This window comes from Exiguobacterium sp. HVEsp1 (assembly GCF_002009685.1).
In the GTDB taxonomy this organism is placed as follows: Bacteria; Bacillota; Bacilli; order Exiguobacteriales; family Exiguobacteriaceae; genus Exiguobacterium; species Exiguobacterium profundum.
The window spans coordinates 82,136-105,584 of the sequence record NZ_KV917367.1 but is presented as its reverse complement, the minus strand read 5'-3'; the positions used below and the strand labels follow the sequence as shown (position 1 = coordinate 105,584).

Annotated in this window: 24 protein-coding genes (1 of these 24 only partly in view); 9 read left to right on the top strand and 15 right to left on the bottom strand. The window is 47.6% G+C overall.

The window, feature by feature from the left end:
* Positions 1-116: 116 nt before the first annotated feature.
* The 6 genes from rpsR to BV910_RS00510 all read right to left on the bottom strand — a co-directional run bounded on the left by rpsR (position 117) and on the right by BV910_RS00510 (position 3,744).
* The gene (rpsR, locus tag BV910_RS00535; protein WP_015880232.1) at positions 117-347 is read right to left on the bottom strand and encodes a 30S ribosomal protein S18; all 231 of its coding nucleotides are present in this window, start codon (positions 345-347) and stop codon (positions 117-119) included.
* Between the two features lie 43 nt (positions 348-390).
* Positions 391-900, bottom strand: a complete 510-nt coding sequence (gene ssb, locus BV910_RS00530) for a single-stranded DNA-binding protein (protein WP_015880231.1) — start codon at positions 898-900, stop codon at positions 391-393.
* A 37-nt stretch (positions 901-937) separates the two neighbouring features.
* The gene (gene rpsF / locus BV910_RS00525) at positions 938-1,225 is read right to left on the bottom strand and encodes a 30S ribosomal protein S6 (RefSeq protein WP_015880230.1); all 288 of its coding nucleotides are present in this window, start codon (positions 1,223-1,225) and stop codon (positions 938-940) included.
* Positions 1,226-1,355: 130 nt separating this feature from the next.
* A complete protein-coding gene (gene ychF / locus BV910_RS00520) occupies positions 1,356-2,456 on the bottom strand; it encodes a redox-regulated ATPase YchF (RefSeq protein WP_031424089.1) in 1,101 nt (366 codons plus the stop codon).
* Positions 2,457-2,609: 153 nt separating this feature from the next.
* Positions 2,610-2,813, bottom strand: coding sequence for a DUF951 domain-containing protein (locus BV910_RS00515; RefSeq protein WP_047795718.1), 204 nt, complete (start codon positions 2,811-2,813; stop codon positions 2,610-2,612).
* On the bottom strand, positions 2,803-3,744 hold the full coding sequence (locus tag BV910_RS00510; protein ID WP_078145960.1) for a mechanosensitive ion channel family protein: 942 nt from the start codon (positions 3,742-3,744) through the stop codon (positions 2,803-2,805). Before BV910_RS00510 ends, BV910_RS00515 begins: the two co-directional genes overlap by 11 nt.
* 169 nt (positions 3,745-3,913) lie before the next feature.
* Here BV910_RS00510 and yyaC point away from each other — a divergent pair, with 169 nt between their 5' ends.
* Entirely contained in the window at positions 3,914-4,540 is a 627-nt protein-coding gene (gene yyaC, locus BV910_RS00505; protein ID WP_078145959.1) for a spore protease YyaC, read from the top strand.
* Here the strand turns inward: yyaC and BV910_RS00500 are convergent.
* The 5 genes from BV910_RS00500 to mnmE form a co-directional block, all read right to left on the bottom strand.
* Positions 4,513-5,295 carry a ParB/RepB/Spo0J family partition protein gene (locus BV910_RS00500; protein ID WP_078145958.1) on the bottom strand — a complete coding sequence of 261 codons (783 nt, stop codon included), beginning with the start codon at positions 5,293-5,295 and terminating at the stop codon, positions 4,513-4,515. The genes yyaC and BV910_RS00500 overlap by 28 nt on opposite strands.
* Before the next feature lie 36 nt (positions 5,296-5,331).
* A complete protein-coding gene (gene noc / locus BV910_RS00495; protein ID WP_015880224.1) occupies positions 5,332-6,216 on the bottom strand; it encodes a nucleoid occlusion protein in 885 nt (294 codons plus the stop codon).
* An 80-nt stretch (positions 6,217-6,296) separates the two neighbouring features.
* Entirely contained in the window at positions 6,297-7,013 is a 717-nt protein-coding gene (gene rsmG, locus BV910_RS00490) for a 16S rRNA (guanine(527)-N(7))-methyltransferase RsmG (protein ID WP_015880223.1), read from the bottom strand.
* A gap of 4 nt (positions 7,014-7,017) precedes the next feature.
* Positions 7,018-8,904 (bottom strand): tRNA uridine-5-carboxymethylaminomethyl(34) synthesis enzyme MnmG, encoded by a 1,887-nt coding sequence (gene mnmG, locus BV910_RS00485; RefSeq protein ID WP_078145957.1) that lies wholly within the window; start codon positions 8,902-8,904, stop codon positions 7,018-7,020.
* Between the two features lie 15 nt (positions 8,905-8,919).
* The gene (gene mnmE, locus BV910_RS00480) at positions 8,920-10,299 is read right to left on the bottom strand and encodes a tRNA uridine-5-carboxymethylaminomethyl(34) synthesis GTPase MnmE (RefSeq protein WP_015880221.1); all 1,380 of its coding nucleotides are present in this window, start codon (positions 10,297-10,299) and stop codon (positions 8,920-8,922) included.
* Between the two features lie 170 nt (positions 10,300-10,469).
* Here mnmE and BV910_RS00475 point away from each other — a divergent pair, with 170 nt between their 5' ends.
* A complete protein-coding gene (locus BV910_RS00475; protein WP_078147876.1) occupies positions 10,470-11,228 on the top strand; it encodes a nucleotidyltransferase domain-containing protein in 759 nt (252 codons plus the stop codon).
* 13 nt (positions 11,229-11,241) lie between these two features.
* On the opposite strand, the gene BV910_RS00470 is transcribed toward BV910_RS00475, so the two are convergent.
* The 4 genes from BV910_RS00470 to rpmH all read right to left on the bottom strand — a co-directional run bounded on the left by BV910_RS00470 (position 11,242) and on the right by rpmH (position 13,487).
* A complete protein-coding gene (locus BV910_RS00470) occupies positions 11,242-11,787 on the bottom strand; it encodes an HdeD family acid-resistance protein (protein WP_078145956.1) in 546 nt (181 codons plus the stop codon).
* Positions 11,788-11,888: 101 nt separating this feature from the next.
* The gene (gene yidC / locus BV910_RS00465) at positions 11,889-12,749 is read right to left on the bottom strand and encodes a membrane protein insertase YidC (RefSeq protein WP_078145955.1); all 861 of its coding nucleotides are present in this window, start codon (positions 12,747-12,749) and stop codon (positions 11,889-11,891) included.
* Between the two features lie 104 nt (positions 12,750-12,853).
* Positions 12,854-13,198, bottom strand: a complete 345-nt coding sequence (gene rnpA, locus BV910_RS00460; RefSeq protein WP_078145954.1) for a ribonuclease P protein component — start codon at positions 13,196-13,198, stop codon at positions 12,854-12,856.
* Between the two features lie 154 nt (positions 13,199-13,352).
* Entirely contained in the window at positions 13,353-13,487 is a 135-nt protein-coding gene (gene rpmH / locus BV910_RS00455) for a 50S ribosomal protein L34 (RefSeq protein WP_015880216.1), read from the bottom strand.
* Positions 13,488-14,251: 764 nt separating this feature from the next.
* Here rpmH and dnaA point away from each other — a divergent pair.
* The 7 genes from dnaA to BV910_RS00420 form a co-directional block, all read left to right on the top strand.
* Complete coding sequence (dnaA, locus tag BV910_RS00450) at positions 14,252-15,631, top strand: chromosomal replication initiator protein DnaA (RefSeq protein WP_078145953.1); 1,380 nt, start codon at positions 14,252-14,254, stop codon at positions 15,629-15,631.
* 196 nt (positions 15,632-15,827) lie between these two features.
* Positions 15,828-16,967, top strand: coding sequence for a DNA polymerase III subunit beta (gene dnaN, locus BV910_RS00445; protein ID WP_026824743.1), 1,140 nt, complete (start codon positions 15,828-15,830; stop codon positions 16,965-16,967).
* 126 nt (positions 16,968-17,093) lie between these two features.
* A complete protein-coding gene (gene yaaA / locus BV910_RS00440) occupies positions 17,094-17,309 on the top strand; it encodes a S4 domain-containing protein YaaA (protein ID WP_015880213.1) in 216 nt (71 codons plus the stop codon).
* Position 17,310: 1 nt separating this feature from the next.
* The gene (gene recF / locus BV910_RS00435; protein WP_015880212.1) at positions 17,311-18,429 is read left to right on the top strand and encodes a DNA replication/repair protein RecF; all 1,119 of its coding nucleotides are present in this window, start codon (positions 17,311-17,313) and stop codon (positions 18,427-18,429) included.
* A gap of 49 nt (positions 18,430-18,478) precedes the next feature.
* The gene (gene gyrB, locus BV910_RS00430; protein WP_078145952.1) at positions 18,479-20,407 is read left to right on the top strand and encodes a DNA topoisomerase (ATP-hydrolyzing) subunit B; all 1,929 of its coding nucleotides are present in this window, start codon (positions 18,479-18,481) and stop codon (positions 20,405-20,407) included.
* A 22-nt stretch (positions 20,408-20,429) separates the two neighbouring features.
* Positions 20,430-22,997, top strand: a complete 2,568-nt coding sequence (gene gyrA / locus BV910_RS00425; protein ID WP_078145951.1) for a DNA gyrase subunit A — start codon at positions 20,430-20,432, stop codon at positions 22,995-22,997.
* 57 nt (positions 22,998-23,054) lie between these two features.
* Positions 23,055-23,449, top strand: partial view of an HD-GYP domain-containing protein gene (locus tag BV910_RS00420; protein WP_078145950.1) — the 5' end (the start) only. Its footprint extends 595 nt past the window's final position; the window shows 395 of its 990 coding nt (coding positions 1-395); it begins with the start codon at positions 23,055-23,057; the stop codon falls past the right edge of the window.

The window sequence follows — 23,449 nt, the reverse complement described above, 5'->3', positions numbered from 1 at the left end:
AATCGTAAAGGTTTCTGCTCTATCATACCACATTCGTCGGTTTCACTTACACACTTACAGACGAGATGAAATACAAAAAACGACTTATCCAAGAGGATAAGCCGTTCGTCAAACAATTACTCTGCAACGTATGGAAGCAAAGCCATTTGACGTGAGCGCTTGATAGCGACAGTAAGTGGACGTTGGTATTTCGCTGAAGTACCAGTCACACGACGTGGAAGAATTTTACCACGCTCCGAAACGAAGCGTTTGAGCAATTCTACGTCTTTATAATCGATATGAGTGATGTTGTTCGACGTAAAGAAACATACTTTACGACGACGACGACCTCCTGGACGACGTGCCATGTGAAGACCTCCTTTATAGGTTAGTTTTTATTGTCCATGATGATTAGAATGGCAAATCATCATCTGACAAGTCGATTTTGCCGCCACCCGAGAACGGATCTGCGTCAAAACCTTTATTCGAATTCGAGGACTGAGATGAAGTCGAAGCGGCTCCTGCGCCCCATCCTGATCCACTTGATTCACCACCACCGAAGACATCTCCAGATGGTGCTTGCTCACGTTGCCCTGAGGCTCCGCGTGGTTCAAGGAAGCGTACGCTGTCTGCGACTACTTCTGCCCGGTAACGACGTTGGCCATCTTGTCCTTCGTAACTACTGATTTGAAGGCGACCGTCAACGCCGGCCATGCTGCCCTTTTTCAAGTATTGTGCTACGTTCTCTGCTTGTTTGCGCCAAACGACACAATCAATAAAGTCCGTCTCGCGCTTCCCATCTTGTCCAGCGAATGGACGATCGCAAGCGAGAGTAAGGCGTGTTACGGCGATTCCGCTCTGCGTATAACGCATTTCGGGATCGCGAGTCAATCGACCAACTAACACAACTCGGTTAATCATCTCCAAGCTCCCCTTTCACGATACGAAACGTTAAGGATTAACGCTCGTCTTTTGTTGTCATTTGACGGACAACGTCGTCAGAGATCTTCATGAGACGCTCTGTTTCTAAGATCGCTTTAGGTTCAGCAACGATGTTAAGAAGAACGTAGTGTCCTTCGCGCATCTTGTTGATTTCATAAGCGAAACGACGTTTACCCATGTCTGTTGTTTTTTCAACAGTACCACCGTTTTCAGTGATGACGTTGTTGAAGCGCTCGATTAAAGCTTTCTTCGCTTCCTCATCAACTGATGGACGGATAATGTAAAGAAGTTCGTATTTACGCATTATCTTTCACCTCCTCTTGGACTAACGGCCCCTACCGGTTGTAGGAGCAAGGAGCAAACAATTGTTTTACTCACGTCATAATATACTATCAAACTTCCTTGACTTTTACAATACGTTTCCGTAAATCAACTTATACGTTGAAGCGGAACGTGACAACGTCGCCATCTTGGAAGACGTATTCTTTTCCTTCTGAACGAAGTTTTCCTTGTTCTTTCACCGTCGTCATGTTTCCTGCTGCTGAAAGGTCGTCATACGACACGACTTCGGCACGGATGAATCCACGTTCGAAGTCAGAGTGGATGACACCAGCACATTGTGGGGCTTTCATCCCTTGTTTGAACGTCCATGCACGAACTTCCTTCTCACCTGCCGTGAAGTATGTCGCAAGACCAAGTGTCGAGTAAGCCGCACGGATCAACTGATCAAGTCCTGACTCTTCGATTCCGAGATCTTGTAAGAACTCGAGGCGTTCTTCCGGTTCGAGTTCTGAAATTTCTTCTTCGATTCGTGCACAGATGACGATGACTTTCGACCCTTCTGTTGCTGCGTGATCACGGACTGCTTGTACAAACTCGTTCGAATCGGCATCTGCCACTTCATCCTCACTCACGTTCGCCACGTAAAGCATCGGCTTCATCGTAAGCAATTGGAAGTGTTTGACGATCGCGAGTTGGTCTTCTGATAATTCAGCGACACGTGCAGGACGCTCTGACTCGAGCACATCTCGTACGATTTCAAGTGCTTCGAGTTCTTGTACCGCACCTTTATCTTTTGCCTTCACCATTTTTTGAACACGTGCGATTCGTTTATCGACTTGCTCAAGGTCAGCTAAGATCAATTCAAGATTGATAGTCGTGATGTCATCGATTGGTGAGACACGACCTGCGACGTGCGTGATGTTCTCGTCTTCAAAACAACGGACGACTTGGCAAATCGCATCGACTTCGCGAATGTTCGCCAAGAACTTGTTTCCGAGACCTTCCCCTTTTGATGCACCTTTCACGATTCCGGCGATATCTGTAAACTCAAATGCTGTTGGTACGGTCTTTTTCGGTTTGACGAGTTCTGTCAATCGATCAAGACGCGCATCCGGTACTTCTACGACGCCGACGTTCGGGTCGATCGTCGCGAACGGATAGTTGGCCGCCTCGACTCCTGCTTGTGTAATCGCATTAAACAATGTCGATTTCCCGACGTTTGGCAATCCGACAATTCCTGCTGTTAATCCCACTAGTAGTTCCTCCTCATCCGGTGTTTCCCGGGAAATGTTAAGCCGTCTGTGGAGTGGGTACATTCAGTACACCACACCGTCACATCCTTCACAATTATAGATAGTCCACGATTAAACCGCAACTCACGTTCATAACCTAAAGAAAAACGCCGCTTATTCGGCGGCGTTCCCTTGTTCAAGCACTTTCTTGAATCGCTTATCAAAATCACGGCGTTGCATGAGCACACTGGCTCCGCAGCCTTGGCACTTGATCCGAATGTCCATCCCGACACGCGTGATTTGCCAGCGATTCGTTTTGCAGGCATGTGGTTTTTTCATTTCCACAATATCGTTCAATGCATAGGTTTTACTTTGCATTTTCTGCTTCTCCTCCTTTAGGAGCCGAGTTCGGTGGCATCATGACCGTACGTGGGTATGGAATTTCAATCCCCCGCTCGTCAAGTCCAGCCTTTAACTCTCTATGCAAAATTCGACCGGCTGCGAAGTGCTGAGTCGGCGGGACTTCCGCCATTAATCGGTACACCACTTCCGACGGTCCGAGCGACTGCACTCCAGCCAAGTCGATTGGTTTGATGAACAAGTCGTGATAGCGTGCTTCGACCGTTTTCGCAATTTCCTTGAGCGCTTGCTCTACTTTTGACATATCTTCTTCGTACGCAACCCCAATATCGACAACAGCGACGCTGTTTTCAAGCGAGTAGTTCGTCACTTGTAAGATTTGTCCGTTCGGAATAATCGTCACTTGTCCGTTTAATCCTTTTAACTTCGTCGTCCGGATTCCGACCTCGATGACCGTCCCGTCGACTTGTTGGTTCAATTTGACGTAATCCCCGTTCTTGTATTGGTTTTCAAAGATGATGAACGCACCTGTGATGACGTCTTTCACCAAACTTTGTGCCCCGAATGAGATTGCAAGACCCGCGACCCCGGCTGATGCAATCAAACCGGCGATATTCACACCGAACTGTCCGAGCACCGTCAAGACCATAATCAACCCGATCACATAGCGGATTGTGTTTTGGGCTAATTTTAATAACGTTTCATTCTGTCGCTGGGCGACGATATCATGTTCTTTTATTTTGCGGAGCGTAAACACGCGCTCGACCATCGTTGTCAAAATGCGTGTTGCGATATATAAACCAAGGATGATGAGCGCCACACCGGCGAGCTTGATCCCTAAACCAATCCACATGTCTGTATCTTTAAAGTACTCGACGAATCGGTTCACGCTATCGATTGTCTCATCGGCAACCGTATTTAAATCTTTTTCTGTATTTTGCGAAGCCATCTTTTCACCTCAAAGTCGTAGATTCTAAATTATCAAAACATATTTCACGACTTTTCTCAAACACTGCATTCGGAAGTTAGAAGTTTTCCACTTTTGGGAATGGGTTAATACGAGATCAATCCCCCAACTGCAACTAGGAATAGGCAGCTTAGAAGAGAGGATGAGATTCATGCCGTTTCGCTTAAAACCTCATAAACCATACTCTTTCTTCATTGAACACACTGAGCGGAGTGGATCCAGATTGCTTGCGGACCAGCTTCATGAACAGTTGGTCAATGAAATCCATCGCCCCATCGTCCTTGTTTGCATCGGTTCGGACCGTTCGACCGGTGATTCACTCGGTCCGCTCGTCGGAACGTTTTTAGAAGAACGTCATATCCGAAATTTACATGTATACGGCACATTAACGAAGCCTGTACACGCACTCAATTTGGTGGAAACGTTACATGAGATTCAAACGCGCTTCCATCAACCGCTCATTATCGCTATCGACGCCTGTCTCGGACGTTTATCAAGTGTCGGTTATGTCTTCTTTTCGGAAGGTCCGCTCGCTCCAGGGGCCGGTGTCCAAAAAGAACTTCCGGCAGTCGGCGCTTACAATATTAAAGCCGTCGTGAACGTAAGTGGATTCATGGAGATGATGATTCTACAGAATACCCGTCTCCATCTTGTATATGAACTCGCACGTTTCATCACAGACGGATTCGCCGATTTTGATACACGGATCGGGCGCCTGCATCACGAAGAGGCGGCCATCACGCGTCTTCGTCAGTCACGAGATGAATCAAAGTCTTGAGGCGATAATAACGTCAACAATTGTTCCAAGTCGTCTTGTGAAAAATACTTCAACTCGAGGACGCCGCCTTTTCGGCGCGGACGAATCGACACATCCATCTGAAGACGCTCCGCAAGCACCGCTTCGACCGCTTCGATATCGGCGTTCGATCGCTTCAGCGTCTTTTTTTCTGTGCGCTCTTTTTGTAAGTAACGCTCGAGGCGACGGACCGTCCAATGCTCGGCAATGACCCGTTTCGCAATCTGTTCCATCGCTTGTTCCGATTTCATACCCGTGATGGCACGTGCATGTCCCATCGTCAAATCTCCGACCATGACCGCATGCTGGACGGCACTCGGCAATCGAAGGAGGCGAAGACTGTTCGTCACATGACTGCGGCTCTTCCCGACGCGATCGGCCAACTGTTGTTGCGTCAGATCTAGCGTCTGCATCAACTGTTCATAGGCGACAGCCTCTTCGATGGCATTCAAGTCTGCCCGCTGAATGTTTTCAATCAGCGCCAACTCCATGACGCGATCGGAGTCCGCCGTGACGACGAGGGCAGGAATGTCTTCTTTCCCAGCGAGCTTCGCCGCCTGAAACCGTCGTTCCCCGGCAATGATTTCATAGTATCCTGTCGCTTTTCGAACGACGATTGGTTGTAGGACGCCATATCGCTCAATGGATTGACGCAACTCTTCTAATTTTTCCACCTCAAATTGTTTCCGGGGCTGATTCGGGTTTGGGCGAATGAATTTTAATGCTAATCGTTCCATCTACAAACCTCCTTCATTGTATAAAAAAGCACGGACTCATTTTTGAGGCCGCGCTTTCGGGATGCGAATTCGAATTTCAACAAATTCCTCTTCGTCTACTTCTTCAGTTTGGACGTCAATCCCTGTTTTCCCAATCAAATCGATTGAGTCACGAATCGTGTTGATGGCGATTCGCGTGTCACGCGCAAAACTTTTCGTCCGACGACGTTGTTTTTTCGGCTTTCGCTTCTCTTCTTCGATCGGTGTTGTTAAAAAGGCGACGCGTTCTTCTGTCTCCTTGACGTTAAAATCCTGTTCTAACACTTCTGCGAGCACTTGAAGTTGCAATCCTTCTTCCTTCAACGGCAACAACGCACGCGCATGTCGCTCGTTGATCCGACGATCGCGAAGCGACTGCTTCACATCCTCCGGCAATTTTAACAAGCGCAACTTATTGGCGATCGTGGATTGACTCTTGCCTAGACTCTTCGCGAGCGCATCTTGCGTCAAACCGTTCAAGGCGAGTAAACGATCATATGCTTCCGCCTCTTCAATCGGGCTTAACTGCTCACGCTGCAAGTTTTCAATCAAGGCGAGTGCAGCCGTCGTATCATCGTCCATATCGCGAACGATTGCCGGAATCGCTGACCAACCAAGCGATTTCACCGCACGGAAACGACGCTCCCCGGCAATGATTTCATAGCAGTCCCCATCTGCCTTTCGAACCACGATTGGTTGAAGGAGTCCATGTTCCGAAATCGTCGTTGCCAACTCTTCAATTTTTGCCGGTTCGAACACTTTACGCGGTTGATAACGGTTTGGACGCAACCGTGATAACGAGAGTTCTTGTACCGTGTCATCCGCTCGAACTTCCGCAATCTGCGTCACGGCAACTTCGTCTTTTCGATTCACACCGAACAATTTCGCAAATCTATTCTTCAACGTCGGGCACCCCTTTTATGTAAAAAAATAAGCAGACTCCACCACTGGAATCTGCTTTTGTTTCACGTGAAACGACATCATCAGATAAGTGGCTCTTTCGCCGGTGTCCCCGCTTTACGCGGATATTTCCCGGGCGTTTTTCGTAGTTTATCTACAACTACGATATTACGCTCACTCATCTCTCCTGGCAATAGGAACTGGTGTGTCGCTTTTTCTTTCCCACCTAGAACGGCTAAAGCGTTTTTGGCGTCTGCCATCTCGTCAGAAACCTTGGCCGCTTTAAGCGCGACGAAGCTTCCGCCTACTTTCGCGAGTGGCAAACAGTATTCTGCCAACACGGTCATGCGGGCAACCGCACGTGCTGTGACGACGTCAAACTGTTCGCGGAACTTTTTATTTTTTCCGAACTCTTCGGCACGACCATGATGGAACGCGACACCTTCGAGTCCAAGGGCAAGGGCCAACTCGTTCAAAAAGGTGATGCGTTTGTTTAACGAATCGATGATCGTGACGTGTAAGTGTGGGAATAAAATTTTGAGCGGAAGACTTGGGAATCCAGCTCCTGCCCCGACATCACATACGGTTTCGACTTTCGTGAAATCGAAATGAAACGCTGCGCTGAGCGAATCATAGAAGTGCTTCAAATATACTTCTTCCCGGTCCGTGATGGCCGTTAAGTTCATTTTTTCGTTCCATTCGACGAGCATTTCGAAGTAACGTTTGAACTGACTGAGTTGTGTCTCACTCAGTTCAAACCCTTCAGCTCGTAACGCTTCAATAAATTGAGATTCGTTCATCGTTTCACTCCACCGTTGCGTATTGTCCCTGTTCGATATAGACGAGCAAGATTGACACGTCTGCCGGGTTTACGCCTGAGATACGGGACGCTTGTCCGATCGAAAGAGGACGAACTTGTTTTAGTTTTTGTTTCGCTTCTGTCGCGAGACCACCGATCGCATCATAATCCAAGTTTTCTGGGATTCGTTTCTCTTCCATGCGACGCATCTTCTCGACTTGTTCAAGCTGTTTGGAAATATAGCCTTCATATTTCACTTGAATCTCGACTTGCTCTTTTACTTCATATGACAATTCTTCCGTTGATGGAACGACTGTCATGAGTGCTTCATAGGATACTTCCGGACGCTTCAACAAGATGTTGGCATGTGTCGCTTCCTTGAGCGGGTGTGCACCGACCGATTCGAGCATCGCATTGACTTCAGGTGTCGGTTTGACGACGAGGGATGCAAGTCGTTTTACTTCTTTTTCAATCGCTACGCGTTTCTTGTTGAGGTGAGCATGACGATCTTCTGAAAGTAAGCCGATCTCATACCCGATGTCGCTGAGTCGCAAGTCCGCATTGTCATGACGCAACAAGAGACGGTATTCGGCACGTGATGTGAGAAGACGATACGGTTCGTTCGTCCCTTTCGTCACGAGGTCATCGATCAAGACGCCGATGTACGCTTGCGAACGGTCCAAGATGACAGGATCCTTGCCGAGCACTTTGCATGCGGCGTTGATTCCCGCCATGATGCCCTGTCCAGCCGCTTCTTCGTACCCGCTCGTCCCGTTGATTTGTCCCGCTGTGAAAAGACCTGGGACAGCTTTTGTTTCGAGAGTTGGCCAAAGCTGTGTCGGTACGACCGCATCGTATTCAATCGCATAACCGGGACGCATCATCTCTGAATTTTCAAGACCCGGGATCGTGCGAAGCATCTGATGTTGCACGTCTTCTGGCATACTCGTCGAAAAGCCTTGGACATAGATTTCTTCCGTATCGCGACCTTCTGGCTCTAAGAAGATTTGGTGACGCGGTTTATCATTAAAGCGAACGACCTTATCTTCGATGGATGGGCAATAACGGGGCCCCGTTCCTTTAATCGCACCCGAATACATCGGTGAGCGATGCAAGTTCTCATCAATCAATTGGTGCGTGCGCTCGCTCGTGTACGTGAGCCAGCATGGGATCTGTTCGATCGGATCCAAGTCCGTCGACGTGTACGAGAAGAATGATGGATTCTCATCTCCGGGCTGAATCTCTGTCTTCGAGTAATCGATTGTCTTGCCGTCGATTCGTGGCGGTGTTCCCGTTTTGAATCGAACTAAGTCGAGACCGAGCTCTTCTAGATGCTTCGATAACTCGACCGAAGGCATTTGGTTGTTCGGGCCACTTTCGTATGCCAATTCACCGATGATGATTTGACCTCGCATGAACGTTCCCGTTGTGACGATGACCGCTTTCGCGCGATATTCTGAACCTGTGTTCGTTACCACGCCACGTACTTCTCCGTCCTCAATCAACAAGCGTTCGACTAGCGCCTGACGAAGCAGTAGATTCGGCTCGTCTTCTAGCACTTTCTTCATGTGATTTTGGTATTGGAATTTGTCCGCCTGTGCACGTAATGCACGTACCGCCGGACCTTTCGATGTGTTAAGCATCTTCATTTGGATGTAAGTCGCGTCAATCGCGCGCCCCATCTCGCCACCAAGCGCATCGATTTCACGTACGACGATTCCTTTCGCCGGCCCACCGATTGATGGGTTGCAATACATGAACCCGACCATATCAGGGTTCATGGTGAGCATCGCTGTTTTCGCGCCCATGCGAGCCGATGCAAGTGCTGCTTCAATCCCTGCGTGTCCGGCCCCGATGACGATGACGTCAAATTCGCCTGCCGTATAAGCCATATTCGTTCCTCCTTATTATTTCCCAAGACAAAACTGTGAAAAGAGCTGATCAATCAAGCTCTCCTGTACGGTATCTCCATTGATTTCACCGAGCGTATCCCACGCACGACGTAAATCGATTTGAACCATGTCGATCGGCATATTCATGACGGCACTACCGAGCGCCTCATCAATTTGACCAATCGTTCGTTTGATTAATTGAATGTGTCGAGCGTTTGAGATATACGTCATATCCTGTGACTCGACCCCTTTTGCGAAGAAGAGGTTTGCGATGGCCGCTTCAAGGGCATCGATTCCTTCATCTAGCAAGAGCGATGTCGCCACAATTGGACGTCCTGCCGCTAGTTTCTCTAGCTTAGAAGAATCCATGTTTTGTGGCAAGTCTGTCTTGTTAATGATGATGATGGCATTCATTCCTTTAACTGCCTCAAATAACGCCTCATCCTCGACAGTCAATCCCTCATGTCCGTTCAAGACGAGAAGGACCAAATCTGCCGCTTCTAACGCTTTTCTCGACTTTTCCACACCGATTCGTTCCACGATATCTTCCGTTTCGCGAATCCCTGCCGTATCGATCAATTTGAGCGGAACACCTTTCACGTTGACGTATTCCTCAATTGTGTCACGTGTCGTACCGGCAATTTCGGTGACAATCGCTTTTGTCTCTTGAACGAGCGTGTTCATCAAAGAAGATTTTCCGACGTTCGGTCGACCGATGATTGCCGTGGCCAAGCCTTCACGTAAGATTTTCCCTTGTCGCGCTGTCTCGAGTAACTGTTCGAGGACACGTTTGACCTCGCCCGCTTTCTCTTCGACGATGGCCTGGGTCATCTCTTCTGCGTCATACTCCGGATAGTCGATGTTGACCTCGACCGCCGCAATCGTCTCGAGCAACTGTTGACGTAACTCGCGAACGAGGCGTGACAAACGTCCTTCCATTTGCGCCATCGCAACGTTCATGGCCCGGTCCGTCTTTGCGCGAATGAGATCCATGACAGCTTCCGCCTGAGATAAATCGATTCGGCCATTTAAAAAGGCGCGCTTCGTGAACTCGCCCGGTTCTGCCAAGCGGATGTCGGGTTGATCGAGAATGAGCTCAAGGACACGATTGACCGCCACGACGCCTCCGTGACAATTGATCTCGACGACATCTTCTCGTGTAAACGTCTTCGGTGCGCGCATAATACTGACCATAACTTCATCGACGATTTCGCCGGTATCAGGATATTTTAACGTTCCATAATGAATCGTATGTGAATCGACTGTTGTTAAGTCTTTTCCAGAAAACACATTGTTCACCGTTTCGACCGCCAAATCGCCCGATAATCGGACAATCCCGATAGCGCCTTCACCCATCGGTGTCGAAATCGCTGTAATCGTGTCAAACTCTAGCATCTTTCTCCCTCCAAACCTAAACATCTTCTTCTATCATATGCATAACGAACCTACTATACACGATATTCGACTTGAACGAAAGCGTTCGCCCATCAATAAAGTCATTGCCATTCAACTCATCGTTTTCGTACAATAAAGGAATATATTTACATAGAAGAGAGGGTATGAATGTGAACCAACCGACAGCGATTCAAGTTATCACCGAACGACTTAAGCAGGACGAAGCGGTTCAAGCAATTTTTATGAAGGGCTCATTCGGTCGAGGAGAAGCCGATGAACATTCGGATATCGACCTCTATGTCATGGTGCACCCCGATGAGGAGGCCTCCTTTCTATCTAGACGCCTCGAGCATGTAACCGCCTACCGTCCGATTCTGTTAAAAGACGAGATTCACATCGTCGCTCCACAACTCATCGCCGTCTTTGATGATTTTATTCACCTCGACCTGTTCACGGTCACGCAAGAGACGTTGAATCATCAAGACTCGATTCATGTGCTCTACGACCCACAACAGCGACTTGCTAGACACGCCACTTCCTTGCAATTAGACGAAGCGGCAATCAGTGACCATGCGTTCGATACCGTGTGGTTCTTTTTCCAATATACAAAATCACGCAATCGAGGCAACGCGATGTGGGCAACGGAGATGCTCCGGCAAGGAATGGTTCATTTCGCATATGTGTTAGCCGCTCACCACACACCGGACCGGGCATCCCTCGGTTTAAAAGATGTGACGCAGCGACAAGAAATCGACCTCCGCTCATTTTATGACTATTTGACCCCCGACTCACACGAAAAAGCCGCCCACATCTATCTGGAGCGACTTCAGGTAGAGCAAACTTTTTTCACATCACTACCTGGCTACAACGTGTTCGGACCGTTCATGGAACAGTTGATTCAACGAGAAACAAGCCGTCCTGGCATATAGGGCGGCTTGTTTTTTAGTATCTTGCTTGGCGTTTCGTCGAACGAATCGTGAAATAGAGGAACAGTTCCAGTATCGCGATGGCGATGAGAATGCCGCCGAACAGTTGGAACAAGACAAGTAGGCTACTGAACGGATTCGTCAACATGAGAATCCCGACACCTATCCACAATAGACTTCCAATCAAAAACCAAAGCCATCGTCCCGACATCGATTGACGGTAACCGAGTGCCTGAATCAGGCGGATAATTCCACCGAATAGGAACAGGGCCCCGATTAAGATAGGCAAGAGACTCGCCAACGTGTCAGCAAAGAAGAAGACGACCGCTGCCAAAATCAAATAGATGAGACCCATAAAGAAAGTGGGTGGCAACCCTCCCTGACGTCGACGCAACCCTTGAAAGATCATCCAAATCCCCATGATTGCTAAATAACCGGCAATGACATACACCATGACATCAAAGAAAAATCGAGGATATAACAGAATGAGAACACCAAGTACAAAGTAAATGACCGCTTGCCATAACGTCGAACGTTCCAAACGCTGAATGAATGCCTCCATTTTCCCACACCTCCGTTTACTCATTTCTATCTCTATTCCCCTCTGACCGGCTTGCAATCCCACAAAAAAAGCTGAGCGTCAGGAGACACCCAGCTTCATGATTATTTACGTTTTTTCTTTTTGTTTTTCTTCTCTTCTTCGGCAAGCGCTGCACGCTCTGCTTCTTTCGCAGCAATCTTCGCTTCAGCCGCAACCTTCATCTTCTCACGCATCGGGAGCATGATGGCCATCGTGACGATGATCGAGATGATATAACCGACTACCCAGTATAACGAAAGGGCAGCTGGAAGGTTGATCGACATGACGAAGATCATAACCGGGAAGATATAAAGCATCATCTTCAACTGGGGGTTCTGTTCTTGACCCGCCATTGAGATTTTTTGTTGTGCGAACGTCAAGATTGCCGCTAAGATCGGCAAGACGAACGTTGGATCCGGAGCACCGAGGTCGAACCATAAGAAGTTCGCTTCGAAAATCTCAGGTGTACGGCGAATCGCATCATAGAATGCGAAGAGAATCGGCATTTGAATCAAGATCGGCAAACATCCCGCGAGCGGGTTGATTTGGTATTCCTGATAAAGCTTCATCATCTCTTCTTGGAGTTTACGTTGTGTTTCCTGGTCTTTTGAGCTGTACTTTTCACGAAGCTTCAGCATTTCTGGTTGCAACACTTGCATCGCACCCATACTCTTCGTCTGCTTGATCATGAGTGGGAGAATCAATAACCGGACGATAATCGTCGCGATGATGATTGAAATCCCGTATTGCCACTGGCCACCGACCAAGTAAGCAACTTCCTTCAAAAGCCATGCGAGCGGCCATACAAAGTACTTCGCCCAGAAACCTTCTGTGTCAGCCGTTACTGGTTCGGCTTGGATGGTAGACGGATCCACACAGCCTGCCATCAGCATGATGACCGCGGTCATGGCAGCGAGTAATCCTAATTTTAGCTTTTTGCTCATAGTTCCTCCTACGCTTTCTTTATCAATTCTTTTTAACGCACACGTCGATCGGGCAATCTTATCAGACTCTAATTATATGAGAGAACAAATTCAGATTGTCATGGTCACCGGCCCTGCTTTTGCCAAACCTTGGCCCGTTTGAATACGTGTTTCAAACTCTCGGTCACTTCCGACTGCGTCAATGCGGTCGCAGGTTTTCGAGCGATGATGACATAATCATTCGGTGCAACGTTTGGTTCGAGCAAGCGAAGCGACTCACGCATCAATCGTTTCATCCGGTTCCGTTCCACAGCATTTCCAAGTTTCTTGCTGACGGAAAGACCCACTCTGAAATGTGTTTGATCCGCTTTGAGCGCGTAGACGACAAACTGACGATTGGCCACGGAGCGTCCTTCGCGAAACACCGCTTGGAACTCTTCATTCTTTTGCAGGCGGTATTCTTTTTTCAAAATTCTCACTCCATCCTTCGCTTCAAAAATCGTCAACTAACATCATATCATATCCACATCATTTGAACGAGGGAGAATCCATGAAATACTACGTTTCTGTGACAAACTAAAAAATTGCCCGAGGAAAGGATCCCCGGGCAATCTTCGTTCGAAATTATACAGTCAAGGCTTTACGGCCTTTACGACGACGAGCAGCAAGAATGTTGCGACCGTTTTTAGTCGCCATGCGTGCACGGAATCCGTGAACTTTCTTACGCTTACGGTTGTTAGGGTTGAAAGTTGGTTTCATGGTTACAGCACCTCCTCAAGATTAACGCTCTATTAGCAAGTTATAGTTTCATTTAAGGCAGTCTTTAAGATTATATAAATCGATTCAACAATTGTCAATGTATTTTCGGATGGTTTTCGAATTCGTATTACGAGGCGCTCAGAAAGCATTCATCCACATGGATTCGATCGTACCCACAGGACGAGTAGGTCGAAGAATGTATACACAACCTTTACGTATTTTATAAACGGTCTTTATAAATAGCCATGTTGAGCCATTTTATCCACAAAATCACGAAGTTATCCACATTTATATGTGAATAACTCCTCTTTTTTCATATTCTCATTATTGATTTTTTCGTTTTCTTCTTTTACAAAAACAATCTTTCATTTCACTTCTTCCTCTTTTGTGTATAACTTTTTCACCCAACACTCCATCATTATTGCTTTATCCACAATATATCCACAGGTTATCCACAAAACACACAGCATGTGGATAAGTGGGTGTGGATACTTTTCTTTATCTGTGGATAAATACCGAAAAGCATTGCCACGTCTATTTTATTTTGCTAAACTGAATGTGCACAAACTTGTGGATGAACAATTCGTGATTCCAAGATATACACAGGCTGTGGATAAGTGTTATCCCCATAATGAACACCATGTGGATAACTTTATCCACAGTTTTTGTTCTCTGGGGATAACCCTAGTTTCTACTATAGAATAGTGTATGTGTATATCGTGTGAATAAGTTTTACCCAACATGTGAGTAAAGGAGGTCTTTCATTGAAGAATGCTCGCGAGATTTGGAGAAATGTCTTATCGGTAATCGAGGAAGAAGAACGAACTCCAAAAGCCAGTTTTGACATGTGGTTAAAATCAACCGAGGGGATATCGTTGATGGGAACGACGCTCGTTGTGTCGGCACCCGCCAGTTTTATCGTCACGTGGTTAGAGCGACAGTATCTATCGCTGTTACAAGATACGGTTGAAGAGATCACAAACAACAAGCTTGAAATTCATTTCATCGAGGAATCTCAAGCACACAAGTATGCTCCAACGGATGGATCGTCACATGAGTCCATCGCCGTGACAGAAACAAAAGAACAACCCGTGCTATTACCTTCAAAAGAGGAAGGGGATCTTGGTCAACTGAATGACAAATACATTTTCGAGACGTTTGTCATCGGATCGGGGAATCGTTTTGCCCACGCCGCATCACTTGCTGTCGCCGAAGCGCCGGCACGTGCGTATAACCCGCTCTTCATTTATGGAGGCGTTGGACTCGGTAAGACGCATTTGATGCATGCGATCGGTCACTATGTAAAAGGTCAAAAACCAGGGGCCCGTATTGCCTATGTCTCTTCTGAGAAGTTCACGAATGAATTCATCAATTCGATTCGAGATAATAAGACCGGTGAGTTCCGGAACCGTTATCGAAACATTGATGTACTATTGATTGATGATATTCAGTTTTTAGCAGGGAAAGAACAAACCCAGGAAGAGTTTTTCCACACGTTCAATGCGTTGCACAACGATCAGAAACAAATCGTGATTTCGAGTGATCGACCACCAAAAGAAATCCCGACGCTAGAAGATCGACTTCGTTCACGCTTCGAGTGGGGCTTAATCACAGACATCACGCCACCGGACCTTGAGACGCGAATTGCGATTCTCCGCAAAAAAGCGACGGCGGAAGGGCTTGATATCTCGAATGAAGTCATGCTGTATATCGCGAATCAAATCGATACGAACATTCGGGAACTAGAAGGGGCGCTGACACGAGTCGTCGCTTATGCAAAACTTGTCGGGCGACCAATCGACCCGGACGTGGCAGCCGAAGCGCTTCATAATATCATGCCTGTCCAGGAAGCGAAGAAAATTGTCATTCGCGACATTCAAGAAGTTGTCGGTCAACACTTCAACATTCAAGTAGAAGAATTGAACTCGAAAAAGCGAACGAAGACGTTGGCATTCCCACGTCAAATCGCAATGTATCTCTCGCGGGAGATGACGGAGAGTTCCTTGCCAAAAATCGGGGAAGAGTTCGGAGGGCGTGATCATACGACCGTGATTCACGCGCATGAGAAAATTAGCACCCTTCTAAAGAACGATGTGGAAATGCAAGAGACGATTCAAACGTTGAAGAAGGCACTTTCTAACTAATGAAGAATTCTCTGTGGATATCCTGTGGATAAACCACCTTAGTTATCCACAAGTTATTCACAAGCGAAATGGCTTAACACGTATGGATTAGGGGACTTATCCCCAGTATCCACAGCCCTTATTACTATTATGACTTAATTAATACTATTATATTATTAGGAAATGGACTCATTTCACCTTAGGAGGAATTATCCACATGCATTTAACGATTCAACGAGATGTATTCATGCAAGCCGTACAAGACGTATCAAAAGCTGTGGCTTCACGAACGACCATTCCAATTTTGACAGGCTTGAAACTTGAGGCACATGCGGATGGCTTAACACTGACAGGAAGTGATACCGAGATTTCGATTGAACGCTTGATTCCAATCGAAGAGGGTGGAATTGAACTCATTCAAATTCAACGTGCTGGAAGCGTCGTGTTGAACGCACGCTTCTTAGGAGAAATTGTGAAGAAGTTACCGACGAACGAGGTCACACTCGAAGTTTCACCGAACTTCATGACGCGCATTGAGTCTGGTCAGGCAGAGTTCCATTTAAACGGTCTTGACCCGGATGAATATCCACGCCTACCTGAACTTGCGAGTGATCGTCGCTTCTATTTGCCGGCTGATCTATTGAAGACCATCATCCGTCAGACGAGCTTCGCTGTTTCTTCACAGGAGACACGTCCCGTATTGACAGGGGTTAACTTCTCAGCAGAGAAGGGCTTCCTTACATGTGTCGCAACCGATAGCCACCGTCTGGCGCTTCGTCGTGCGCGATTTGAGACAGATAACGATTTGACGTTCCAAAATGTCGTCGTTCCTGGTCGCTCACTCAACGAATTGGCAAAATTACTCGACCGTGAAGAGTTGCCGATTGAAATCGTCTTAACGGACCAACAAATTTTATTCCGTATGAAAAACATCTCATTCTTCTCTCGTTTGTTAGACGGTGCCTATCCAGACACGTCACGTCTCATTCCGGAAGAATATCGCACAGCGGTTCGGATGAATGCGAAAGAGTTCTTACAGGCCATTGACCGTGCATCGCTCTTAGCACGTGCCGATCGCAACAACGTCATTAAATTTGTGGCGGAAGATACAACGGCAGTTGAAGTCTCTTCACACTCGCCGGAAGTCGGAAAAGTATCGGAACGTGTCAGCATCCTGTCTCTTGAAGGAGAAGAACTAAAAATTTCCTTCAACTCGAAATTCGTGATGGACGCGCTCCGCGCACTCGATGCATCTGAAATCGAAATCCAGTTCACGGGTTCGATGCGACCGTTCATTTTACGACCGGTTGAACAAGATAGTGTTCTTCAACTGATTTTGCCAGTCCGCACATCGTAAGCTGCGGATAGGGATGATGAGGTGTCTTGCCTTGTCATCCCTCTTTTTGCCTTATTCGACGATTTTCGATAAACTAATATGTATGGCGATTTTTTCAGATCAGCATGTGAGAAAGGAAGTGACGACATGGAAAAAGTGTCGATTACAACCGAGTATGTAACGCTCGGACAATTTTTAAAATTAGCAGATATCATCTCGAGTGGGGGACAAGCAAAGTTCTTTTTAGAGGATGTCATGATTAAAGTGAACGGTGAGCAGGACCAGCGCCGCGGTCGTAAATTAAGAGATGGAGATACAATCGAAGTCGAAGGCTTCGGGGAATATCAAATCGAGGGAAACTGACGTGCATTTAAAGTCGATCCGATTGCAAAACTATCGCAACTACGAAACCCTCGAGCTAGATTTTTCAGAACAGACGAATGTTCTGATTGGTGAGAACGCCCAAGGAAAAACGAATCTTCTCGAATCGATTTACGTACTTGCGCTCGCAAAATCGCATCGGACGACACAAGACCGTGAGTTAATCGGTTGGGAAGCCGATGCTGCGAGTATCGAAGGACGGATTCATAAACGGACAGGCGAATCGGTGCAGAGTCTCTCTTTTTCTCCTAAAGGCAAGAAAGCAAAGCTCAATCATTTGGAACAACGTCGTCTCAGTGACTATGTCGGCGCATTTAACGTCGTCTTGTTCGCCCCAGAAGACTTAGCCATCGTCAAAGGCAGTCCGCAAGGGAGACGGCGATTTTTAGATATGGAAATCGGTCAGGTCAGTCCCGTGTACTTACACGAGCTCAATCAATACTTGAAGACGTTGAAACAACGGAATGCCTTGTTGAAGCAGTTATCCACAAAAGGTGGCGACGAGACGTTACTCGAAGTATTGACGGACCAATTGATTGAACTTGCCGTAAAAATTGTGATGCGACGCTATCACTTCATCGACCAGCTCGAAAAATGGGCCAATCCCATCCATTCCGGAATCACGAGAGATCTCGAAACACTGACGATTCAATACGTTTCTGACACGTTCCAAAAAGAACGCTTCTCAAAAGAACAGATGTTTGAAACGTATCGTCAAAAGTTTGATAAAATAAGAGAGAACGAACGACGAAGAGGTGTGACCTTGTTCGGTCCGCATCGTGACGATTTTGAATTGTATGTCAACAATCGAAACGTTCAAACGTTCGGTTCACAAGGTCAGCAACGAACGGCGGCCTTGTCATTGAAGCTAGCTGAGATTGAATTGATTCATGAAGAAGTAGGCGAATATCCTCTGTTGTTATTAGACGATGTGTTATCTGAGCTTGACGATCATCGCCAAACCCATCTCCTCGATACGATGGGACGGAAAGTACAAACGATTTTGACTACAACAAACATTGACGGGATTGCACATGAGACCATTCAACAAGCTAAAGTGTTTCACGTGAAACAAGGTGAGGTTGAAACGGAGTCCGTGTAATCGTGGCAAGAAGGAACACCAAATCATGTATAGTAGGTGAAAATAACCGATGAGTAATGAAAATGAAAAAGAATTGCAAGCGTACGGCGCCGACCAGATTCAAGTCCTTGAGGGCCTAGAGGCTGTCCGTAAACGTCCAGGGATGTATATCGGTTCGACAAGCTCTCGCGGTCTCCACCATTTAGTATGGGAGATTGTCGATAACTCAATCGATGAGGCGCTCGCTGGTTATTGTGACACGATCACAGTGACGGTCGAGCCAGGGAACTCGATCGTTGTTGAAGACAACGGACGTGGGATTCCGGTCGACGTTCAAAAGAAAACAGGTCGACCTGCCGTTGAAGTTATTTTCACGGTGTTGCACGCAGGTGGTAAGTTCGGCGGTGGCGGATACAAAGTATCAGGTGGTCTTCACGGTGTCGGGGCGTCAGTTGTTAACGCCTTATCGACGAAACTTGAAGTGTTCGTTCGTCGCGATGGAAACGTATATTACCAATCGTTCAAACGTGGTGTTCCACAGGGTGAACTCGAAATCGTCGGGACGACCGACACGACAGGGACGACGGTCCGCTTCTTCCCAGACGGGGACATCTTCCAAGAAACACTCGAATATGACTTTGATCTGTTAGCGACACGCTTACGTGAGCTCGCCTTCTTGAACAAAGGGTTACGAATCGTGGCTAAAGATGATCGTAGTGACGAGACGATTGAACGGAACTATCACTATGAGGGCGGAATCAAGTCTTATGTCGAGCACTTGAACCGGTCAAAAGCGTCGATTCATGAAGAGCCTGTGTACGTACACGGGACGAAAGATGGAATCGAAGTCGAGATTGCGCTTCAATACAACGAAGGTTTCGCAAGTAACATTTACTCATTTACGAATAACATTCCGACGCATGAAGGTGGGACGCACGAGACAGGATTTAAGACGGCGCTCACCCGTGCCATTAATGATTATGCGAAGCGATTCGGATTGATGAAGGAAGCCGATGGTAGCCTCTCAGGGGATGATGTCCGTGAAGGGTTGACGGCGATTGTTTCCGTCAAGCACCCGGCTCCCCAGTTTGAAGGACAGACGAAGACGAAACTCGGGAATGCCGATGCGCGTACGGCAACCGATACGTTGTTCAGCGACACGTTCGAACAGTTCCTACTCGAGAACCCGTCGGTCGGTCGCCTCATCGTCGACAAAGGCTTGATGGCGGCACGTGCGCGCCTTGCTGCGAAACGTGCACGCGAGATGACACGTCGTAAAGGGATTCTCGAAGTCAGTTCATTGCCAGGGAAATTGGCAGACTGTTCGTCAAAAGATGCATCGAAATCTGAACTATACATCGTTGAGGGTGACTCGGCGGGAGGTTCTGCGAAATCTGGACGTGATCGTCACTTCCAAGCCATCCTTCCGATTCGAGGGAAAATCATCAACGTTGAGAAAGCACGTCTTGATAAGATTTTGGCCAACCAAGAAGTCCGGACCATTATCACGGCTCTCGGAACAGGGATTGCCGATGAGTTTGACTTATCGAAAGCACGCTATCACAAACTCATCATCATGACCGATGCCGATGTCGATGGTGCGCACATTCGGACGTTGTTGTTGACGTTCTTCTATCGTTACATGCGCCCACTCGTTGAAAGTGGATATGTCTATATCGCGCAACCACCACTCTATGGTGTGAAGCACGGGAAAGAAACCATCTACGTTCAAAACGACCGGGAGTTGCAGGCGGCGATTGCACAACTTCCTGAAAATGCACGTTATAGCGTTCAACGTTACAAGGGTCTCGGAGAGATGGATCCTGAACAGTTATGGAATACGACGATGAACCCGGAAACGCGTTCGATGCTTCGTGTCGATCTTCAAGATGCGATCGAAGCGGATGAAATCTTCGAAACGCTCATGGGTGACAACGTCGAACCACGCCGTGACTTTATTCAATCTCACGCCCATTACGTGAAGAACCTCGATATTTAATAAGAAGGGTAGGCAATAACGAATGGCAGAACAAGAAAATATCAAGGATATAAATATTAGCCAGGAGATGCGAACGTCGTTCATGGACTACGCGATGAGCGTCATCGTATCACGTGCCCTTCCGGACGTGCGAGATGGATTAAAGCCGGTTCACCGTCGTATTTTATATGCGATGAACGAACTAGGTATTCGCGCGGACAAGCCACATAAGAAGTCGGCGCGTGTCGTCGGGGACGTCATCGGTAAGTACCACCCACACGGTGACTCAGCCGTTTATGAGACGATGGTCCGCATGGCTCAGGACTTCAGCTATCGCTACGAATTAGTCGACGGTCACGGGAACTTCGGTTCAGTTGATGGCGACTCGGCCGCTGCGATGCGTTACACCGAGGCACGTATGTCTAAAATTGCGATGGAACTCGTACGAGACATCGGTAAAAATACGATTGATTATCAACCGAACTTCGACGGTGAAGAAAAAGAACCGGTCGTACTCCCGGCACGTTTCCCGAACTTCCTTGTGAACGGGACGAGCGGGATTGCCGTTGGGATGGCGACGAACGTTCCGCCTCATAACTTGAACGAGGTCATCGACGGGGTATTGGCGCTTTCCCACAATCCGGACATCACGATTGCGGAATTGATGCAACATATCCCGGGTCCTGACTTCCCGACTGCGGGAGAGATTTTGGGACGTAGCGGGATTCGTCGTGCATACGAAACTGGACGCGGATCGATTACGATGCGTGCGAAAGCTGAAATCGAAGTCTTGAAAAATGGCCGTGAACGAATCCTCGTGCACGAGATTCCTTACCAGGTCAACAAAGCGCGTCTCGTTGAGAAGATTGCCGACTTGGTTCGCGACAAGAAAATCGAGGGGATCACGGACTTACGCGATGAATCAGACCGTAACGGGATGCGCATCGTGATTGAAGTTCGCCGCGACGCGAATGCGAGTGTCATCTTGAACAACTTGTACAAGCAAACACCGATGCAAACGACGTTCGGCGTCAACATGCTCGCGCTTGTAGGCGGTCGTCCAAAAACGTTGAACATCAAACAAGCGATCTATTACTACATCGAACACCAAAAAGAGGTCGTACGTCGTCGGACGCAATTCGATTTAGACAAAGCGGAAGCACGTGCCCACATTTTAGAAGGTCTTCGTGTTGCCTTGGATCACTTGGATGAAGTCATCGCCATCATCCGTAGCACACGTACAGGTGACGAGGCTCGTGAAAAGTTGATTGCTCGCTTTGGACTTTCGACTGAACAGACGCAAGCCATCTTAGATATGCGTCTCCAACGCTTGACTGGTTTGGAACGCGAGAAGATTGAAGGCGAATATCGTGAAGTGAAAGCGTTAATCGAAGAACTTCGTGCGATTCTCGGAGACGAAGAATTGCTCCTCGATATCATTCGTAACGAATTGATCGAAATCAAAGAGCGATATGGTGATGCTCGTCGTACGGTGATTCGTACGGATATCGTTGAACTCGAGGACGAAGATTTGATTCCGGTTCGCGACATGATGATTACGCTCACGAGCGAAGGATATATCAAGTCGATCCCGTCGGATTCATATCGGACTCAGCGCCGTGGTGGTCGCGGGAAACAAGGTATGGGAACGAACGATGAAGACTTTGTGCTTCGTCTGCTCTCCGCGTCGACACACGATACCATCCTGTTCTTCACCAACTTCGGACGCGTCTTCCGTCTCAAAGGATACGAAATTCCTGAGATGAGCCGTACCGCGAAAGGGATGCCGATCATTAACTTGCTTCAAATCGACAAGGGTGAAAAAGTCGAAACGATGATTCCGGTCGATTTCAATAGTTACTTGGCTAACCAAACGGTAGCGGAAGAAGCCCAGGATGAATCGGAAGAAGTGGCAGACGAGCAGTTGTCTCTCGTCTTCATCACGAAAGAAGGATTGATTAAGCGTTCGCCACTTTCGGCATACGCCCGAATCAACAAAAACGGTTTACGTGCCATCAGCTTGAATGAGACAGACGAGCTCGTCACGGTTCGTTTAGCGAAGAGCGACGATGAAATGTTGATCGTCACCCGTCAAGGGATGTCGATTCGCTTCCCTCTCGAAGGAGAAGTTCGTTCGATGGGACGTACGGCACGAGGCGTTCGCGCGATTCGATTGAAGAAGGATGACGATTTGGTCGTCTCGATGGAAATCGTTCGCACCACGCAAGACGTCTTGATTATCACGGAAAAAGGATACGGAAAACGTACGGCCATGGAACAGTTCCGCACACAAGGTCGTGGCGGTTCCGGTATCATCGGAATTAAGACAGATCGTGGAACAGTCGTCGGAATGCGTGTCGTCGATGAAGACGATGACATCATGCTGATGACCGAACTCGGTGTTGCGATTCGAATCGATTCACAAACGATCTCTCAAATGGGTCGAAGTACTCGCGGTGTGAAAGTGATGAACATCGAAGAGGGCGATCGTTTGGCGACTATCGCAAAGTTGAAAAAAGATGAGTTAGAAGAGGAATCAGCAGTCGATTTGGAGAATGGGTTTGAGGATGAAGCACCTGAAACCGACGAATCGTCTGATGTGAATGAGTAAGACGAGAGGTCGAACGGTGTTTCCGTTCGACCTTTTCATATATTAGGAGGGATTCGCGTGCGTTTGAACTTATCTACTGTACATGTTGGGATGACGCTATTGTCACCCGTTTCTTCTTTAGAAGCCGGAATCCACTTAACCAATGAACATTTACGTTTGCTCCGTTTCTTAAAAATCGAAGATATCGATGTCGCACCTGTTGAACAGAAGCTCTTCACGTCTAAAGAAGAACAGCGCCTCTGTAATCAGGTCCTTCAATATGAGAAGCATTATAATCAGTGGGAAGAACGGATCGCACCTAACCCATATGAAGGTCTAGAATTCATTCATCAACTATTTCGTCAGGAAGTTCCGCTTACAGCGATCGTTCATTTCTTTACGCATCAGCCGTTGCGGAAAAATCATGTCATTTACCATTCCGTCTATCGAGCGCTCGTCACCCGTGCCTTATC

Bases quoted from the DNA above. Each gene is read 5' to 3' on its own strand.
- rpsR (WP_015880232.1), bottom strand. From the start codon at position 347: ATGGCACGTCGTCCAGGAGGTCGTCGTCGTCGTAAAGTATGTTTCTTT.
- ssb (WP_015880231.1), bottom strand. From the start codon at position 900: ATGATTAACCGAGTTGTGTTAGTTGGTCGATTGACTCGCGATCCCGAA.
- rpsF (WP_015880230.1), bottom strand. From the start codon at position 1,225: ATGCGTAAATACGAACTTCTTTACATTATCCGTCCATCAGTTGATGAG.
- BV910_RS00515 (WP_047795718.1), bottom strand. From the start codon at position 2,813: ATGCAAAGTAAAACCTATGCATTGAACGATATTGTGGAAATGAAAAAA.
- BV910_RS00510 (WP_078145960.1), bottom strand. From the start codon at position 3,744: ATGGCTTCGCAAAATACAGAAAAAGATTTAAATACGGTTGCCGATGAG.
- yyaC (WP_078145959.1), top strand. From the start codon at position 3,914: ATGCCGTTTCGCTTAAAACCTCATAAACCATACTCTTTCTTCATTGAA.
- BV910_RS00500 (WP_078145958.1), bottom strand. From the start codon at position 5,295: ATGGAACGATTAGCATTAAAATTCATTCGCCCAAACCCGAATCAGCCC.
- rsmG (WP_015880223.1), bottom strand. From the start codon at position 7,013: ATGAACGAATCTCAATTTATTGAAGCGTTACGAGCTGAAGGGTTTGAA.
- mnmG (WP_078145957.1), bottom strand. From the start codon at position 8,904: ATGGCTTATACGGCAGGCGAATTTGACGTCATCGTCATCGGGGCCGGA.
- mnmE (WP_015880221.1), bottom strand. From the start codon at position 10,299: ATGCTAGAGTTTGACACGATTACAGCGATTTCGACACCGATGGGTGAA.
- BV910_RS00470 (WP_078145956.1), bottom strand. From the start codon at position 11,787: ATGGAGGCATTCATTCAGCGTTTGGAACGTTCGACGTTATGGCAAGCG.
- yidC (WP_078145955.1), bottom strand. From the start codon at position 12,749: ATGAGCAAAAAGCTAAAATTAGGATTACTCGCTGCCATGACCGCGGTC.
- rpmH (WP_015880216.1), bottom strand. From the start codon at position 13,487: ATGAAACCAACTTTCAACCCTAACAACCGTAAGCGTAAGAAAGTTCAC.
- dnaN (WP_026824743.1), top strand. From the start codon at position 15,828: ATGCATTTAACGATTCAACGAGATGTATTCATGCAAGCCGTACAAGAC.
- yaaA (WP_015880213.1), top strand. From the start codon at position 17,094: ATGGAAAAAGTGTCGATTACAACCGAGTATGTAACGCTCGGACAATTT.
- gyrB (WP_078145952.1), top strand. From the start codon at position 18,479: ATGAGTAATGAAAATGAAAAAGAATTGCAAGCGTACGGCGCCGACCAG.
- gyrA (WP_078145951.1), top strand. From the start codon at position 20,430: ATGGCAGAACAAGAAAATATCAAGGATATAAATATTAGCCAGGAGATG.